This window comes from Donghicola sp., from assembly GCF_025210255.1.
In the GTDB taxonomy this organism is placed as follows: domain Bacteria; phylum Pseudomonadota; class Alphaproteobacteria; order Rhodobacterales; family Rhodobacteraceae; genus Donghicola; species Donghicola eburneus.
This window is the reverse complement of the sequence record NZ_JAOARZ010000004.1, coordinates 26,481-43,280: the sequence shown is the minus strand read 5'-3', so window position 1 is coordinate 43,280 and position 16,800 is coordinate 26,481. Positions and strand designations below refer to the sequence as shown.

Below are 16,800 nucleotides of genomic sequence, written 5' to 3'. Positions count from 1 at the left end.
GGATGACCACAAGCGTCGTTCCGACAACCAGCAATGTGCCAACTGTCGCGGCCACTGCGCCGAATTGTGTCTCTGCGGCCGTGTCAAGATAGCCTTCAGCTGTTTCTACGAAGTAGGTGACGACGCTCATGAACGGTTACCAGTTGCCTTCGGCTTCACAAATCGGCATTGCCTCACGCCGAAGTTCGTTTGCCCGCTTGCGGTATTCCGATGTTGCCTCGACGACATCCCAATACTCTGAAGCCGCGTAGCGCTCGAAGAAGACGCCTTCGACCGCCTCCCAGGGCGGATAGCGTGTGGCGCATTCGCAGCTCTGCGCATCAACAATGCGTTGCATGCTTTCTGCCCGGTAGATTTGCTGAACCAGGAGACGCTTGTAGGACTCCCGCATTTCGATGTTTTGCATCCACTCCGGCTCGAGGGGCTGTTCCGAGCAAACATCGGGTTGGTTGTCGAGCGTAGGGATCAGGTTGCGCTCGGCCGTTCCGGGTGTCGCGTAACAAAGCCCCAGCAAACATGCAACGGTGATGACCTTCCTCATTTCGACGTCTCGGTGATCTCGCGTTTCACGAAGGTCGTGTAGCCGTAGTCACCCGCCTCAGCCGTGATGACCTCCCAGCCTTCCGCACCTCGTTCGTTCAGGATGCGGCGCATCTCGCCAAAGTCCTTCTGTTTCCTCACTTCGAAGAACAGGATGTCGTATTCAAACTGCTTCATTGATGGTGCCTCCGCTTGTGTTGGTCCCGGGGAGATAGAATTCGGTGATGCCGCGTGCGCCATCTTCGCGACCAGCCTGAATGATCACGTCGATCGAGCTTTCGATGTATTGGACCATGTCCTGGTAGGTCATTGGGATCTCGGTCTTGAGCGCGGCAATGGCCAGGCGCTGCACGGCGAGTTGCGGCGTCTCGGCATGAAGCGTGGTCATCGAGCCGCCGTGACCGGTGTTGATGGCCTCGAGGAAGGTCATGGCCTCCTTGCCGCGCACCTCGCCGAGGATGATCCGGTCGGGCCGCATGCGAAGGGTTGCCGTCAGAAGCACATCGGCGGTCTGGAACTCCGCATCGCGATTGGCGATCAGGGTGACCGCATTTGGTTGGGAGGGCAGAAGTTCGGCGGCCTCCTCGATGGTAACGATCCGCTCCTCGTCGCCAACATGGGACAGGATCTTGCGCGCGGCGACGGTCTTGCCGGTTGAGGTGCCACCGGAGACGATCATGTTGAGCTTGTTGTCGACGCAGAATTTCAGCGCATCGTTGATGTCTTCCGCGGTCACCACTTCCCGTAGAGCGCGGTTCTTCTCCTGTCGCAACTCTTCGAGCTTGCGCTCCTCGCCGTAGAGGAACTTCAGTTCAATCCGATCCAGCGGCAGGCTCGAGAAGAAGCGCAGCGAGATTGACATGCCCGAAAGCACGGCGGGTGGCGTCACCACCTGGGCGCGGATGGGCCGGTCGCGATAGGTGATCGAGACCGAGACGATGGGTTTGTCCTTGCTCATGGTCGTGCTGGCAGAGGACGCGATCTGGTTGCCGAGGTCTTTGACTTCTGTGGCGGAAAGGCGTTGGTCCAACACTCGCATGAAATGGTCGCCTTGGAATTCTCCCCAGCAGGTGCCGTCGGGATTGATGCAAATCTCGATCACATCATCGCGGGCGGCATCCCGCAGCTTGTCGAGCGAGGCCTGGAGATAGGAGAGCGTCATGGGTCAGAAGATCTCCAGATCACGATCTACCATGACGGTGACGCGCGCACCCTGATCGATATGGATGACCGGGCCGATGGAGAGGTATTCGCCGATCACGGAATCGGTGGCATCAGCCAGATCATCGCCAACGTCCTCGAGCACTTCGGCTGTGGTTTCATTTTCGACCTGGGCTGCGGCAGCGCTTGGGGCTGCGGAGATGATCGAGATGAGCGCGGCCGAGCCGAAGCGTTGGGCAAAGCGTGTGTCGACAAATCCGGTCACGCCGGACCGGCCCAATTCATCGCCCCCGAAAGCACTGATCTGGATGGATTGATTGTCAGGCAGGATAATTCGGTCCCAGGCGATGGTGACGCGGCGCTGCGATATCTCGATGCCGGACCGGTAACGGCCGATGAGACGCGAGCCGCGCGGGATCAGCAGCCGCGTGCCATCAAAGCTGAAGACATCTTCGGAGATGATGGCACGGGTTTGGCCGGGCAGGGAGCTGTCGAGGGCGGTTTCCATCACGGCCTGGATCATCGTGCCCTGGATGACGGTGTTCGAGGGGTTGGCGATCACCTCGGCCTGGGTCACGGTGCTGGGCAGTGCACCATTCTGCACGAAATCCGTCACTTCGCCAAAGCTGCGCTCGGAAAGTGCCGTCTCGCCGGTATTGGCACCGCCAGTTCCTCCAAATGCAATAACCGGCGAAGCAATCCGACGTTCCTGGAAGGCACGTTCCTCATCCGCGCGGCGCTGCAGTTCCGCCATGCGCCGAGCTTCTTCTTCGCGGGCTAAACGCTCCGCCTCCCGGGCACGAAGCTCATCCTCAGAGGGGCCCAGCGGGGCAGGGGTTGGTTTGCTGGCCTCGAGTCGAGCCAGTTCCAGGTCCGTACGCAACTGCTGCATCGCCCGGTCGCGGGCGGCAAGCTCCTCTCGGAATTGTTCCTGTGCTCCCTCTGACGCCGCCTGCAAGGCCGCGATCTGCGCGGTCAGCGCATCGATGGCATCTGCGGCAGCCGTGTCTTCCTCGACCACGGGTTCCGGCGCGGTCTTCAGTTCCTCGATCTGGGTCTGGAGGGCTTTGATCTGGGCAAGCAGCTCGGCATTGGGTTCGACCGGGTCGGGCGTAACCACGACAATTTCCGGTTCGGGGGCAGGGGGTGGGACAAAGGGTTCGATCTCGCCAAAGCCATCCCCTTCGGATTGGAACTCGTCTGGCGTCGCCGTTGGCAGGGCGATCTCTTCCTCGGGCGTTGACACGAGGTAGAGCAGCGCACCACCGGCGAGGATCAATCCAACAATGAGGAGTGCGAGCAGTGGCGATCGACGCCTCTGAACGGGCCCATGACGTGGGTTGCCCTGTTCCAAGGCGGCGAGGCGCTGTTCAAGATCGGCGTTATTGTCGCTCATGAGCCCGCTCCCGAGGGTGTCGTCGCTTCGATGCAAACCACTTCCTCGCCGAGCCGCAGCACCCATTGGCGGCTCACGCCGGAGACTCGGATGGCGCCATCTTCCACGACGGCGGTGTTCACCGTGCGCTCACGGCCGTTCGCATAGCGGAAGATGCCGGGCACCGGTGCGTTTCGCGGGAAGGCAAAATAGGTGAAGGTCCCGTCATCCCAGATCCGCGTCGGGGTGAACTCGGAACGCGCACTGGCGCCGTAATTGTAGTTCGGCGCCGCACGTGCGATCGCACCCGCCGCCCGGCGGTTGTCCTGAGGGTAGCGGAACTGGACCACGTAGAAGGTCGGGCTCGAGGCCTCATTCACGTTGAAATAGTAGCTGCGGCGATTGGTGTAGACCGTGACGTTGGTGTGCACACCGCGGGCCAGCGGCTTGATGGCGAAGGCCCGCCCGCCCGGCACGCCGTCGATCTCGAAGCCTTCCGTATCGCCAGCGATGATCGACCGGATGCTTTCACCCTCGCCAAACTCGATGGTGGTGACATGGGTCAACGAAACGCTGAGCCGGTAGACCTGTCCCTCCTGGTAGGTTGCGATCCGCACGCGCCGGTCCTTTGGGCCGCCGCGCGGAATAGCTTCGGCTAAGGCAAGAGTGGGGACAAGAACCGCCAGTACTAGAATGAAACTCAAGGGGCGCAAATTCAGTTCTCCAATCTGTCCGAGCGGATCGAATACTCGATGACGGTAAATCCAAAGGGGTTGGTCCAGACCTCATCGATGGTGCGGCGGGTCTCGGGGCGGAACTCGAAGAGCATCGTCGCCGTGAACAGCCCAGCCTGAACGCCATTGATGGAGGTCAGGCGTTTGCGCAACCGAACGCTCGCCCGGTTGTTGCCGATCCGATTGATGCTGAGGATCTCGACCTCAAGCCTTGCGTTCGGTCCATAGACGGTCGGCGGGTATTGCGCGTTCGCCGAGTTCCAGATTTGGCGCAAAGAGGCCTGCGCGGCTCCGTCCGAGCGTCGCAGCACGCTTCTGATGCGCACATCATTGTCGAGCTGGTTATAGACCTCACGATCGGTCACATAGCGGAAGACCTCCGCCTCGATGATGGCCTGGTTTTCCGTGACGGTGGTGGCGCCAACTGAGGCCTCGGGCAGAGCAAAGCCGGTGTTGGGATCGTAGGGCACGACGACGGGTGGCGGATCCACATCGAGGATCGCAACCGCGGCAGCACCGAGGCAGCCAAGGATGCCGAAGATCAGCCCCAGGAGTCCGAGGCGTTGCCAGAGCCGTTCCCGGCGCAGGGCGCCGTAGACCAGTTCTTCTTCGATGATGGCCGTTTCTTCGTCCAAACTCGTCATCCTTTTGACGTTTCGAATTAGTCCGCACGTAGGGTGGGGAGGGTGAACTCCATGAAGCGCTGCTCCTCGGCGATGGTGGCGGCGTCGATCACACCGCCGGTGCCATCGCCCACCGTCTGCACCGCTTCAAGCTGCCACATGGCCACAAGCGCGATGGCCAGCTCTGCCGTGACGCGGGTGTTGAGATCGACGCTTTCCTTGAGCTCATCCATGTCGTCGATGAGGCCCACGAGCCGATCAACGCGCTCGAGTGATTGCCCGGCATCGTCGTAGCTGTTCTGGGCCGCGGCCGAGACCAGGGCGCCGGTGGTCGCCTGCGTCGCGATACGGTTGGCGCTTGCATTGCCGCTGGTGGCCATCTCGCGGAGCGTATCATCATCGAAGCCGAGATCGGCCAGCACCCGGTCCATCTGGGTTTCGATCTTGCTGGCCCCGGAGCCTGTGAGCCTGGAGAAGTCGCCGGTCTTGATTGCTTCGATGGTTGCGATGATGTCCCCGAACTCCCGATCAAGGAGACCGTTCAGCTCCTCTTCCATCTGAGTTCGGATAATCTCGGGTAGCTCGGCGAGGCGTGTCAGCGCCTCATAGGTGCGTTGCAGCTCCGCGAGTTGATCCCTGAGTGTGGCCAGCTGTTCGCGAAGTTGCGTGAGCTGCTCGTTCTGCAGGATTTCATCTTCGATCATCTGCCGAAGCTGCTGGATATTCTGGGTGATGTTCTGGGTGTCGACGACCGGCACACCCTGGGCCTGGCCCGGAGTGCTGGTGAAGAAACAGCTGCCAATCGCGATGGTGCTGACAAGTGACGCACTGCGCAGAAACTGCGGGAAACGACGTGACCAAAACATCAATCCAAATCCTCCAATGTGAATTCCATGTAATTGCCCTCGGCCATGTGGGCGGCGGCTTGGGCGAGCTGGGCCGCGGTGAGGGGCTGTGTGCGCGCTGCCTTCAGTCGAATGCGCGCAGCTATCAGACGGACCAGCTCTGAGCGGGCATAGGTGTTGAGCGCCATGCTCTCCTGAACATCCGACGTGCTGCCGACGCGGGTGACGATGTCCTGGATGCGCAGCGCGGCTTGCTGGATCGCGGCGGGCGCGTTGTTGCCATAGAAGGCGGCGCCATGGCCGGTGAGCGAGAGATTGGCATTGGCCAGGAGGGCAGGGTCGATCGTACCAAGCGCTTCGATCCCGCCGATCCGCGCCAGGTAGAGGTTGTAGCGCTCCGGGATGACCGTGACGTAGTGCCGGGTTTCCTTGAAGGGCGGCACACCACCGTATTCGATCACGCGACCCGGGCCGGCGTTATAGGCCGCAAGCGCGTTGATGATGTTGCCATCAAAGGTGTTGAGCTGTGCCGCGAGATAGCGCGCTCCGCCTTCGACCTGAAGATAGGGGCTGTCATAATAGCCTGGGTTGATGCCGAGATCGCTGGCCGTGCCCGGCATGATCTGGGTGAGGCCGTAGGCACCGACATGCGAGCGGGCGCCGATGGAGAAGCGGCTCTCCTGCCAGATGAGCGCCTGCAACAGGGCGCGCCATTGCACGACGGAAAGGCCCGCACGGCCGACCCCGGGCCGCCCATGTGTTTCCCGGGCGACCCGGATGATCAGCTGCTCAATGTTTGCCGCCGCATCCCCGAACATCTGCGCGCCGCCGGGGTTGGGATCGACATCACCCGAGCCATAGACGGCGAGGACCGAGCGATCCGCGTTTCCGCTGCCACCTTCCAGATTTGAGACCATGCCGGACACGCCTATGCCGCCGAAGCTGGTCTGCGCCTCGAGGATACGTCGCAGGACGGCCAGTTGCTCCTGCTCGATCTCAGTCAGCTGCTCTTCCACCGTCAGCTTCTCGCGCTGAACGGCGAGATCGGCCTCACGATCGCCGGTTTCGACGATATCACGCGCGGTCAGCCCGCTGTCATTGACCGGGACACCCTGGGCAAGGGCGGCAGCGGGCAGCAGGGAAATGAGCAGGACAAGGGAGAGCTTAAACTTCAACGCCATCCTCCGGTGCACCAAGCGGCGTGAAGATGCAGTCCGGTTCGCCTGGTGTGGCTGAGGCGCGGAACGCGAAACAGTTGGCTTCGGGTTCCTGGTATTGCGCGCAGGATGCCAACGCGCCGAATACGGCCAGGAAGATGAGAAAGCGGATCATGATTGTCTCCAAAAGTCGGTTCGGTCGCGATAGTCCGCGCCCACAAGCGCCTCGCCTTTTTCCATGCCGCCAAGGATGGTGAGGTAAGGACCAAGGGCAGAAAGATCGGCGTCAACAACCACGGAGCCGCTATCGTCGCGAATAAGCGCCAGGCGGCTGGCGCTGCCGGTGTTGAGCAAGACGTCGAGTTCCTTCTCGAAAAGGTTCAGCATCGCGTAGTCGGAGGCATGCGCCCGGATGTTCGGGAGCAGGATCTGCGTCGGCACCGCTTCGATAATGGTCTTGCCGGTGCGCGTGCGTTCGAGTTGGCTGGCATATTGCGTCATCATCACCGCGACCGTGTTTTGCTTCCGCGCGGTCACCAGCCAGTTCGACAGCCGCTCGGCGAAGTATTCATTGTCGAGCGCCTTCCAGGCCTCGTCGATCACGATGATCGTGGGCCGGCGGTCTTCGATCTCACGTTCGATGCGGCGGAAGAGATAAGAGAGCACCGCCATGCGTTCCTTCTCGCTTTCGCTGTCAAGAATGCCGGTGAGATCGAAGCCAACGACATCGCCTTCGAGCGAGAAGGTGTCTTCGAGGCTTTGGCCGAAGATCCAGCCGTAGCGGCCATCCTCGGTCCACTCGAGCAGCCGCTGGTGCAGATCGCCATTGTCGTCGGTGGAGACAAAGAGCGACGCAAAATCCTTCCAGTTCCGCAGGGCAGGGTCGGTTGCGGTGGCGTTTTGACGAACCACCTCCTGAATGCGATTTGTCTGGGCGGGCGTAAGGGGTTTGTCTGAACGGTAAAGAAGCGAGGCTAGCCAATCGGAAAGCCAGGCGGCACCCCGGTCGTCGATCTCGGTCCAGAGGGGGTTGAGGCCGGTCGCCTGGCCCGCTTTGATTGAGGCATAGCGCCCACCATTGGCGCGTACCGCCATTTCCATGCCGAGCCGGTAGTCGAAGACAAAGATGCGGGCGCCGATGCGGCGGGCTTGGGTCATCAGGAAGGCCGAAAGGACGGACTTGCCGGAGCCGGGTCGACCGAGAATGAGGGTGTGCCCGCCGGTGGGTTCTTTGTCGGGCGATCCCTGTTCGTGATAGGAGAAGCGGTAGGCGCTTTGTTCCGGGGTCGGAAAGAGTGTGATCTCCTGGCCCCAGGGCAGCTGGTGTTTTTCCTTGCCGAGCTGGGTGCGATGCAGCGCCGCAAAATCCGCGAAATTGCGGTTGGTGACAGCACTAGCGCGAACACGCTTCGGCTGGTTGCCGGGATGCTGGCTGAAATAATGCGACTTGGCCGCCATCCGCTCGCCGATCATCTTCACGCCCTCGGCGGCAGCGGCGTTGACGATTTCGGCGCCGAGGGTTTGCAGCTCGTCGAGGCTGTCGCAGAACACGGTGATCACCATGTGGTGCTCGCCAAAGCTTTGGCGCTTGGCTTCGAGATCGTCATGCTCGATATCGAGCGCCTCGAGGAGTGAGAGGGCGGCATCCTGGGAGGCCTGCATCTGGCGTTTCTGTCGCTTGATCCGCCCCGCCATCAGGTTCGAATTGATCGGGGTGAAGGAGTGGGTGACGATCATGTCGACCGGCAGGTTCAGCATGTCGAACATGGTGCAGGTGGTGGCCTCGGCATATTCTCCGATGGTGAAGCTTTTACCGTAGCGATGGCCCGCGACGCCGTCCGAGAGTTCGAAATGATCCTCAAAGAAGGTCACGCGGGTGTTGGCGACATTGTAGGCAAGAAACCCAAACCGGTTGGCCGGGTAGAGCGGCAGTTCGCGACCGGTGTTTAGCGCGCCGAGGAAGCCCACGAGTTCGCCGGAGGCTGCAGAAAGGATGCGGGGTTTGAGCTCGGCGAGGCCCGAGGTGAAGACGCCGACCGCTTCCTTGAGGCGTCTGATGCGCTTCGCTGTCTCTTCCTTGAACCGTTCCGGTGCAGAACGGTTCACGAACCCGAGAAAGCTCTTGGGCGGCGGGCGGTGGATGACGGTCAGCGTCAGGGTCTTGTCCCGGAGGCCGGCAGTCCCCAGTTTTGCCTGCCAGGCCTCATCCACCGCCGCCGCGAAGCTCTCACCCCGGACAGGGAGCAAATCCGGGGCGATCGACTTCGAGACCTTGTGCACATAATAGCTGAACTCAGGCCCCAGCTGGGCGATGATTCGGGCAAAGAGCGCGGTCACCTTGTCGAGATAGGTGTCGTCACTGGTATAGCTGTTCACACCGCCGAGACGGATGCATTGGAAGAGCTCGTTGACCCGTGTGCGGACCGTGTTGTCATCGACCAGGCTGACGTAAGGCAGCATATGCGCGAGGTGTTTTTCGCGCGCGTACCACTCCGGCATCAGCGTGCGGTCATCGATGGTGTCGTCCAGGGCTATACTATGGCGCATAGCTGTCGCCCCCGTGGATCGCCCGGTTTCGCGTCGGTGGGGTTTCTTGCAAGGCCGTCAGCATCACGTCGATGAAACGTGGATCCCAATCCGCGGCCTTCCACAGGATGGGATAGAGTATGGCAGCGATCCCGAGCACCACGATTTGCTGCGTCCAGACGAACAGGAGCACCGTGCCGAAAAGCCAGACCATGGCATACATGATCGGTAGCCCAAGAAGCTTCGGCGGGCGCACAAGGCCCAGGAAGAGAGGGGATCGCTTGGCCATCAATCCAAGCCCTCAGGCCCCGCCCCAAACGGCAGCAACGATTGTCGGTGCGGCCGCAACACCTGCGATGCCGACCAGAACCCAGAGCGCCTGGCGCAGGTCGATGATGTTGAAGAACCAGCTGAGGAAGACACCGATGACGGCAAGGGTGGCGATGACGATACCGAGCGGGCCGGTGAGCGCGTCGACGATCCCCTGCAGCAGGCTCTGGATCGGGGAAAGATCGATGCTTTGGGCCAAAGCCGGTTCCGCGGCGATGAGGCAAACCGCCAATGCGGCTATGAATAGAGAGGTGTAGTTCTTCATAAGTTCTTTCCTTCCAGACGGGCCACGACGGCAAGGACGCGGGCCACATGGTTTTGGGTTTCTCGGTAAGGGGGAATGCCCTTGTATTGCCGCACCGCGTCGGGACCGGCATTGTAGGCGGCCAGCGCCAGGCGCGGATCACCGAACTCTTTCAGCATCATCGCGAGGTAGCGGGCCGATCCATCGAGGTTTTGACGCCAGTCATTCGGGTCAACACCAAGCGTCTTCGCTGTCGCGGGCATCAGTTGTCCAAGGCCAATCGCCCCGGCATGGGAGATGGCGCGCGGATTGTAGGCGCTCTCGATCTCGATATTGGCGCGATAGAGGTTCAGCCAGTCGGTGACCGAGATGTCTGCAACGCGAAGGCCGCCATGGCTTGCATAGCGCAGGCCTGTCTCCTGGATGGCAGCGAGTATGTCCGGGCGTGCAACCGGAGCCATGGGTGCAACAGCGGCGACCCGGACCGCGCCACCCTGTTCGGTGGGTTCAGTGTCACCGAAGATACGCAGACCGTCAGCGGCCGAGCCCTGGCCGATCCCGTCATTGTAGTTGCGCGAAAACCGGTGCTGGGATTGCGAGGGCCGGAGCGATCCGTCGCTCTCCATGACCAGCACCATCTGTGCGGGTGCAGGCGCGGCCAGAAGCCAGGAAAGGAGAAAGCTAGCCGCTGCTGCCTTTGTCCTGCGAGACAAGCTTGTGCGAGGTCTTCTGGCCTTCTTCGAGAGGCACGTCGGCATGGGAGAAGCCGATGCCGATGAGGAAGGACACCACGCCAGTGATCGTCTTGAACTCGCGGATCTTGATGTCGTTATACGTGGTCCGTGTACGCGCGGTGACCAGGAGCTTTTCCACGCCTTCGTCGGAGACGACGCGCATGACCCAGAGCCCGTAATAGCTCGGGCCCTTCTTGTGCGCAGACGCCTGGCACAGGATTTCAGCGCTATAGCCACTTTCCACGAGTTCGCGGAAACGTGCTTCCGTAACCACATTTGGTGCTTCGATGTCCCAGTTCATGGCCCGGCTCACGCTTTCTCAAAGGCGCAACATCCGGGCATTCCTACTTGAAGCTCAGAGTTACGATAGTATATTAGTGACCGCAAGATATATTGCGACAGATACGGCTGTATCTCGGTTACTCAAACTCTAGGCACGGCCATTGGCGTCTATCAAGGAAAATAGGGGTTTCAGAAACCTCCGGTTGAGAAACCTGCTCTCATTGCAGGCTTGGGCCATACTCATTCTCTTTCCGGGTGTAAGTCTTGCAGGCTCCTGTCTCGCGCCGACCCGTCCATTTGTTCCAGCCGATTCGCAAGCCGCCAGAGACTACGCTGACATCATCCGGCGGGACTTCGAGGCCTACATTCGCGACATCCAGGAATACTTCCGCTGCCTGGAAGTGGAACGCGCCCGCGCCTTCGAGGAAGCGCACGAGGTCAGTGAAGACTACGGCAGGTTCCTGCAACTGGTGGGGGATTGATGGGCGGCGCAGGGTACACCAGACTTGCACTTCGTGAAAAGACGACATCGATAACGCCCGCAAATATCCACTTTTTAGATAACGGATTTCTTCCGCTAGCGACGTCACGAAAGGTGTGTGACGCGTGGCGAAAACAATCAGAACCAATGGACAAGCGGCACTCTGCCGGGCGTTGGTCGACGCCCGGAAAAAGGCAGGTCTCAGTCAGAAAGACCTGGCAGCGAAGCTCAAGCACCACCAATCATTTGTGGCACGCATTGAAAGCGGTGAGCGCCGGATCGATGTTGTGGAGTTCATTGTGTTGGCCCGCGCCATCGGGTTCGATGCGTTCGAATTGCTTGCGACCGTGGAGGCCGCCACCGAGCCCGACCACAGGATTTGAACCCAATGAAAAATTAGCTACGCCTGGATCCTTGAATCCCGATGCAAAAATCGCTGTCGTGACAGGTTTTAGCCAATCAGAAATAAACGAAGACCGTGATGCGAAAGCAGTTCGCGCACAGGAATTTCCGCGCTGCAATTCGGTTCACCCCAGAAAAGAAAGTCAGTAATCAGTGCACGAAGTCGAGGTGGAAGGCGTCGCGATCGCCAATTTGATCGGGATGGACGAGCGGAGCGTGGTCGGTTGGGTGTATCGCTGGAATACAGGTGCTCTTGCAGTGCGGTGGGACGTCAACGGCCCACAGCCAATATCTGCTATCCGGCCGGATCTAGGTGATGCAGAGAAGCGCGAAATCGACTTCGATGGCCTGAAGAGGATTGGGCGTCGCGACAGCGGGCACTGATTGGGATCGCGCTGTGAAAAGTGAGCGTGTTTGGCTGGAGCTGGTGTGCAGACCGAGAGGCAGCTTGCTCAAGATTGAACGAGACCTTCCAGATCGAGGTTGGATTCCCGTGGGTCAGTAATTCACCTGTTCGAAACCATAATTGCCCTCATAGTCGCGCCAGTCCACGAAGACGGACCGATGATAGATGCTGGGGCAACGATCCTCCCATTGGTCCAGACCTTCATGTGCCGAGGGAAGGCCAGAGGTGGAAGATCTCCGCCAGGAGAAGTCACCTTGGGTACCGTAGGTGCCGAGGAAGACCGCCGCACTGCGGTAGCAGTCACCATCTCGAGGAGATTCACGCTGCCAAGCATATCGCACGTCAAAGACGCGGATAGACCGCACGAAATTGAATTCCGGCCCGCTGATGTCGATATCCGCACGATCCTGAACGAGACGTAGTGCGAAATCTGGAGGCACATGGCCGGTGGCGTCATCGCCGTGGCGCCGGACAGCATCTGTCAGCGAAGCAACAGAAGCATGATCGATCTCGGCGAAGGACTGGCGCTGTGGATTGGCATCTTCGTGATACAGGGCGTCGAAGAACCGAATTGTGTCACGCGGGTGTCGCTCGATCTCATACGAAGCGCCCATCGGGCAGCGCCAAATCTGCAATGGCGGTTCCACAGGCCACGGCGTGATCCGGCGAATGAATTCGGCGCGGGCTCGCGCACAGGGAACGGATGCGGGCCAACCGCCGGACAAGCAAAGCAGGATCGCGCAATCAATCGGGTAGGTCTGTGCCTTGGCGCGGGTGGGAAGCGACACGGCGACAAGCGCCAGGGTCGCCGCCAACGGGAAAACGAGGGTTTTGAAAGGGAGATGCATGCTTTGGCTCCTCGGAAGGCGACTCCAAACATACATGCGAAAATATACTATCGCAACTGAAAGTATATCGGCGCGTAAGATTTATTATGTTAAGTAAATGACCTCGCGCCAAGCTGAGCATATGTAGTGGTGCTTTCCGAGGAAACACTCAGCAACTTAAGCGATAGCTGTTGCAAACGATCTCCTGCGACTTAGGGTGATCGAAAAGGTTCGTTTAAGATGTCGATGATCATAAAAGTATTCAGGATAGTTTTCTTTCTCATTTTGTATTTCGTCCTCTGCATGATTGCTGTGACGACCATTTTTCAAAACTGGCCCGATGGCGCACAGATGCTGTTTTCGTTCGGGACGCCAATTGCGATGGTTTGGTGGGGCGAGAAAAGGCGAGCAAATCGGCAGTCACAATCAAAAGACGACATTCCTCGAGCGGATGCCGAACTGGCACGAAGATCACCCAAACCACAAACCAAGGCGGAACGGCGTGATCGACGAGACCAAAACGAGCGAGCCAAGAGGCGAGAACAGGCATTGATGGAACGCAATCGCGACGCCATCCTTTCGGATTCCTCTCGTAGCCTGCACACACCAGTGGATGAAAATAAGCCAAAATATCAGCCGCCCAAGCAGGACTATGCCGCCATTGTAAAGGCAGGTAGAGCGTCGTCAGCGGATCTCTCTCAAGTCGCTGACAGGAAGGAACGCGCGAGAAGCGCCACCCGCAAAGCCACCCGACGCGCCGGATGGGTTCCGTCATCTGAATCTGTCAGTATCGGCGGGCGAGAGATTGGCGGAATGATTTATGTCGGCACGCCGCCGCGCTTGAACGACTATGGTTATCGGGACAAGTGCCGGGCCTACATTGACCCCTCCCTGTCTGTCGCCCGTGAAGGCACCGACAAGGTGGGGAACTACATGCCCTATTGGCCTGGCTACTCGGAAATCCCATCGCAGTGCCGGGCAACCTATTTGGATTGGCTGGCAGGTGGACGTTCCGATCCATCATATGATCCGGGCTACATGTTCCTCTATTTCTATGGATTGGAGCGCCGTTTCGTTTTGGACCAACCCTTAGATGCTGAAAAGCGGGAAATCTTGCAGGAAGTCCGGCGTTTGAAAAGTCTCTATCCGGATAACGGCTCGGTGCAGCGGTATTTGGGGGAATTCATTCAGCTAGCGCAATTATCACTAGTGAACGACGATAGCGATTTGGAGCCGGTTTTCGACTACCGAGGCTGGGAACTGCCCCTGTCGTTGAAAGTCGCAATCGGGAGCCGCGTGGGGCGCGGAGAACTCCTTTCGGCAGATTGGGCTCTCAGTTGGCTATTGTGCCATCCTGAGCGCCGATTGCGCACACCTGCGACACGTTGTGTAGAAGAGTTCCACGCTCTATTCAGGCTGCGGTTTGAAGAGCGGTTTCCTGAGGGGCTCAAGGTGAACAAGCCGCGTAAATCGCTTAAATCCACCTATCAATCCGCATCAAGTGAATTTCAGGCGCAAATTGAACCCACGTTGGATGGAGCCAAGGTACCAGATATTTCTGGACTTAGAAAACCCGTCGAGATCGCACAGGAAATCGCAGATGAGGTCATGGACGATCTCGACAAGCTCAGCCGTTATCTCGGGCGGAACCCCGATGGACGGGGTAGCGTAGAGGCACAAGCCCTTTTGCCTCAGGAATTGTGGGAGCTGTTTCCCAGCGAAGAATTGGAAAGACTCAAGACTTGGGCTGCGGATCGTGTTGGTTGTGGTGGTTTAATCCCTGTTCTCGACGTTGTTGAACGCCTTGAAGGAACGCGGCCAGAGAAATTGAGCAAGCGTATCCTCACCGGCGCAGCGGATGCGTTGGCACGGATCGGCTATGGCTTTGCCCCGGACCCTCGGTTCGCTCTGCGCTCACCCAAGCTGGATGAACCTGTGGTGTTGTTTGAGTTGGGTGAATCTGTCGGGCAGCTGGAAAACGTGTCTGATGACTACCGCGCCGCGTTGGTCGAGGCTGCGTTGGGATCGTTTGTGGCACATGCAGATGGGCAGATTACAGAAAGTGAAAGGAAGTCGTTGTTGGCCAAGGCCACGGACGTAGATGGGTTGAGTGGGCAGGAATACCGCCGCCTTGCTGCGAATGTGGAATGGATGCTGGCAGTTGCGCCGGACGTGGCTTTGCTCCGGCGCAAGCTCAAGGACACTGGGCCAGAGGCCATGGCGTCGATCAGGTCGGCATTGGTTGCGGCAGCCCATGCGGATGGCATGATCCAATCCGAGGAGGTAGCTGGCATCGAGAAGATCTACAAGGCGTTGGGGCTGGACCCGGCCTTGGTCTATTCTGACCTTCATGCCGGGGATGTCAGTGACGGCCCGGTGCGAGTTCGCGCCGCTGAACCCGGTGCTTCGGGAGAGACCATTCCTGATGAAGCCTCTTCCGGGCTGCCAAAGCTGGATGCCGCTCGGATCGCGGCCATCCAATCCGACACCGCGCGGGTCTCTTCGGTATTGGGGGAAATTTTCGATGATACGCCGGAGGTGCCCGAGGACGCTGAGCCGGATGAAACGATTCTTGGTGGTTTGGACGCCAAGCACTCGCATCTGGTAAAAGCCCTGATCGCTCAGGATCATTGGACGGAAGAAGCGTTCGAGGAGTTATGCCGCGCTGCAGGGCTTCTTGCTTCGGGTGCCATCGAAGACATCAATGAATGGGCCTATGACACCTATGATGAGGCGCTGCTGGATGAATATGATGGTTACGACGTTTCGCCCGACCTGGCCGCGCAGTTGAAAAAGAAATTTGAAGAGGAGATGCCCCATGTCGAGGCTTAAACCCCGTGAACGCGATGCAATTGTTCAGGCCCTGCGGGCGGGTGTCGTGCCCAAGCTGGGGCTGCGGCATATTCAGGTCGGACGGGTGCGCGAGATCGAGGAACTGGTCAAGGACATGGATCGCCTTGCGGATGGTGGGTCTGCGATCCGCTTCATCATCGGTGAGTATGGCTCGGGCAAGACATTCTTTATGAACCTGATCCGCCTTGTTGCGCTGGAAAAAGGGCTGGTGGTGATGTTCGCCGACCTAGCCCCGGATCGTCGCATTCACGCGACCGGCGGGCAGGCGCGAGGGCTTTACGCTGAAATGGCGCGGAACCTATCGACCCGGACCAAGCCTGATGGCGGGGCGTTGGCCAGTGTTGTGGAGCGATTTGTATCAACCGCCCATCGAGAGGCTGAGGCTCGCGATCTGCCCACTGGCAATGTGATCCGTGAGAAGCTGGCCCATTTTGAGGAACTGACCGGCGGGTTCGAGTTTGCGGAGGTTATCCGCCGCTATTGGGAGGGGCATGAAAACGGGGACGAGGAGTTGAAGTCCTCGGCCCTACGCTGGTTGCGCGGTGAGTTCGCCACCCGCACCGACGCCCGCAAGGCGCTTGGGGTGCGCACGATCATCAATGACGCCAGCGTTTATGACCATCTCAAGTTGATGTCCGCCTTTGTGGTCGAGGCCGGATACAAAGGGCTGCTCGTGGGCATGGATGAGATGGTGAACCTCTACAAGCTCACCTCATCGCAGGCCCGCAATGCCAATTACGAGCAAATCCTGCGCATCTTGAACGATGTTCTGCAAGGCAGCGCTGAGAATCTGGGCTTCCTGATGGGCGGAACGCCCGAGTTTCTGATGAACACGCGCCGGGGACTTTACAGCTATGAGGCTCTGCAATCGCGATTAGCGGAAAACACCTTTGCCCGCGAGGGACTTGTGGATCTTTCCGGCCCTGTAATCCGTCTGGCCAGCCTGACCCCCGAAGATCTGTTCGTTCTGCTGGCCAATGTGCGCCGGGTGATGCAGGGCGAAGACACAGCCTTGCCCGATACCGCGCTGGAAGCCTTCATGACCCATTGTTCCGAGCGGATAGGCGAAGCGTATTTCCGTACCCCGCGCAACACTGTGACAGCTTTCGTCAACCTGCTTGCGGTGCTTGAGCAAAACCCCGGTGTGGAATGGTCGGACCTGATCGATGATCTGGACGTGGCTAACGATCAGGGCGATGATATGAGTGATATTGACGAGGCAACCGGGTCACAGCCAGCCGAGGGCGACGACGATCTGGTCAGTTTCAAGCTCTGATCTG

At 59.5% G+C, this 16,800-nt stretch carries 20 protein-coding genes; 5 read left to right on the top strand and 15 right to left on the bottom strand.

What is annotated here, in order from left to right; all coding sequences use genetic code 11:
* Positions 1 to 136: 136 nt before the first annotated feature.
* The 14 genes from N4A58_RS00295 to N4A58_RS00230 are packed head-to-tail and all read right to left on the bottom strand — an operon-like array spanning position 137 to position 10,570.
* The gene (locus N4A58_RS00295) at positions 137 to 541 is read right to left on the bottom strand and encodes a hypothetical protein (RefSeq protein WP_071974206.1); all 405 of its coding nucleotides are present in this window, start codon (positions 539 to 541) and stop codon (positions 137 to 139) included.
* On the bottom strand, positions 538 to 717 hold the full coding sequence (locus N4A58_RS00290) for a hypothetical protein (protein ID WP_071974207.1): 180 nt from the start codon (positions 715 to 717) through the stop codon (positions 538 to 540). Before N4A58_RS00290 ends, N4A58_RS00295 begins: the two co-directional genes overlap by 4 nt.
* Entirely contained in the window at positions 704 to 1,702 is a 999-nt protein-coding gene (locus N4A58_RS00285; RefSeq protein WP_071974208.1) for an ATPase, T2SS/T4P/T4SS family, read from the bottom strand. The genes N4A58_RS00290 and N4A58_RS00285 overlap by 14 nt, the downstream gene beginning before the upstream one ends.
* 3 nt (positions 1,703 to 1,705) lie before the next feature.
* Positions 1,706 to 3,097, bottom strand: a complete 1,392-nt coding sequence (locus N4A58_RS00280; protein ID WP_071974209.1) for a TrbI/VirB10 family protein — start codon at positions 3,095 to 3,097, stop codon at positions 1,706 to 1,708.
* Complete coding sequence (locus tag N4A58_RS00275) at positions 3,094 to 3,795, bottom strand: TrbG/VirB9 family P-type conjugative transfer protein (RefSeq protein ID WP_071974210.1); 702 nt, start codon at positions 3,793 to 3,795, stop codon at positions 3,094 to 3,096. The genes N4A58_RS00280 and N4A58_RS00275 overlap by 4 nt, the downstream gene beginning before the upstream one ends.
* The gene (locus N4A58_RS00270; protein WP_071974211.1) at positions 3,792 to 4,454 is read right to left on the bottom strand and encodes a virB8 family protein; all 663 of its coding nucleotides are present in this window, start codon (positions 4,452 to 4,454) and stop codon (positions 3,792 to 3,794) included. The genes N4A58_RS00275 and N4A58_RS00270 overlap by 4 nt, the downstream gene beginning before the upstream one ends.
* A gap of 17 nt (positions 4,455 to 4,471) precedes the next feature.
* A complete protein-coding gene (locus tag N4A58_RS00265; protein WP_071974212.1) occupies positions 4,472 to 5,299 on the bottom strand; it encodes a type IV secretion system protein in 828 nt (275 codons plus the stop codon).
* Positions 5,299 to 6,459: a lytic transglycosylase domain-containing protein gene (locus tag N4A58_RS00260; RefSeq protein WP_293706908.1), complete on the bottom strand. Its 1,161-nt coding sequence runs from the start codon at positions 6,457 to 6,459 to the stop codon at positions 5,299 to 5,301. The genes N4A58_RS00265 and N4A58_RS00260 overlap by 1 nt, the downstream gene beginning before the upstream one ends.
* Positions 6,443 to 6,610: a hypothetical protein gene (locus N4A58_RS00255; protein WP_293706907.1), complete on the bottom strand. Its 168-nt coding sequence runs from the start codon at positions 6,608 to 6,610 to the stop codon at positions 6,443 to 6,445. The genes N4A58_RS00260 and N4A58_RS00255 overlap by 17 nt, the downstream gene beginning before the upstream one ends.
* Entirely contained in the window at positions 6,607 to 8,982 is a 2,376-nt protein-coding gene (locus tag N4A58_RS00250) for a type IV secretion system protein B4 (protein ID WP_293706906.1), read from the bottom strand. Before N4A58_RS00250 ends, N4A58_RS00255 begins: the two co-directional genes overlap by 4 nt.
* Positions 8,972 to 9,250 carry a VirB3 family type IV secretion system protein gene (locus N4A58_RS00245; RefSeq protein WP_293706905.1) on the bottom strand — a complete coding sequence of 93 codons (279 nt, stop codon included), beginning with the start codon at positions 9,248 to 9,250 and terminating at the stop codon, positions 8,972 to 8,974. Before N4A58_RS00245 ends, N4A58_RS00250 begins: the two co-directional genes overlap by 11 nt.
* Before the next feature lie 12 nt (positions 9,251 to 9,262).
* On the bottom strand, positions 9,263 to 9,556 hold the full coding sequence (locus N4A58_RS00240; protein ID WP_293706904.1) for a TrbC/VirB2 family protein: 294 nt from the start codon (positions 9,554 to 9,556) through the stop codon (positions 9,263 to 9,265).
* Positions 9,553 to 10,173, bottom strand: a complete 621-nt coding sequence (locus tag N4A58_RS00235) for a lytic transglycosylase domain-containing protein (protein WP_293706903.1) — start codon at positions 10,171 to 10,173, stop codon at positions 9,553 to 9,555. Before N4A58_RS00235 ends, N4A58_RS00240 begins: the two co-directional genes overlap by 4 nt.
* A gap of 43 nt (positions 10,174 to 10,216) precedes the next feature.
* Entirely contained in the window at positions 10,217 to 10,570 is a 354-nt protein-coding gene (locus N4A58_RS00230; RefSeq protein WP_293706902.1) for a hypothetical protein, read from the bottom strand.
* A gap of 202 nt (positions 10,571 to 10,772) precedes the next feature.
* Between N4A58_RS00230 and N4A58_RS00225 the strand changes: the two genes are divergently transcribed.
* The 3 genes from N4A58_RS00225 (at position 10,773) to N4A58_RS00215 (ending at position 11,818) form a co-directional block, all read left to right on the top strand.
* Positions 10,773 to 11,033 (top strand): hypothetical protein, encoded by a 261-nt coding sequence (locus N4A58_RS00225; RefSeq protein ID WP_293706912.1) that lies wholly within the window; start codon positions 10,773 to 10,775, stop codon positions 11,031 to 11,033.
* A 124-nt stretch (positions 11,034 to 11,157) separates the two neighbouring features.
* Positions 11,158 to 11,415, top strand: a complete 258-nt coding sequence (locus N4A58_RS00220; RefSeq protein ID WP_293706900.1) for a helix-turn-helix transcriptional regulator — start codon at positions 11,158 to 11,160, stop codon at positions 11,413 to 11,415.
* A gap of 172 nt (positions 11,416 to 11,587) precedes the next feature.
* Positions 11,588 to 11,818, top strand: coding sequence for a hypothetical protein (locus N4A58_RS00215; protein ID WP_293706899.1), 231 nt, complete (start codon positions 11,588 to 11,590; stop codon positions 11,816 to 11,818).
* 114 nt (positions 11,819 to 11,932) lie between these two features.
* Here N4A58_RS00215 and N4A58_RS00210 read toward each other — a convergent pair whose 3' ends face one another.
* Positions 11,933 to 12,688, bottom strand: coding sequence for a hypothetical protein (locus N4A58_RS00210; RefSeq protein ID WP_293706898.1), 756 nt, complete (start codon positions 12,686 to 12,688; stop codon positions 11,933 to 11,935).
* A gap of 219 nt (positions 12,689 to 12,907) precedes the next feature.
* On the opposite strand from N4A58_RS00210, the gene N4A58_RS00205 reads away from it, so the two are divergent.
* Both N4A58_RS00205 and N4A58_RS00200 read left to right on the top strand, forming a co-directional pair.
* The gene (locus N4A58_RS00205; protein WP_293706896.1) at positions 12,908 to 15,499 is read left to right on the top strand and encodes a TerB N-terminal domain-containing protein; all 2,592 of its coding nucleotides are present in this window, start codon (positions 12,908 to 12,910) and stop codon (positions 15,497 to 15,499) included.
* Positions 15,486 to 16,796, top strand: a complete 1,311-nt coding sequence (locus N4A58_RS00200) for an ATP-binding protein (protein WP_293706894.1) — start codon at positions 15,486 to 15,488, stop codon at positions 16,794 to 16,796. The genes N4A58_RS00205 and N4A58_RS00200 overlap by 14 nt, the downstream gene beginning before the upstream one ends.
* Positions 16,797 to 16,800: the final 4 nt, after the last annotated feature.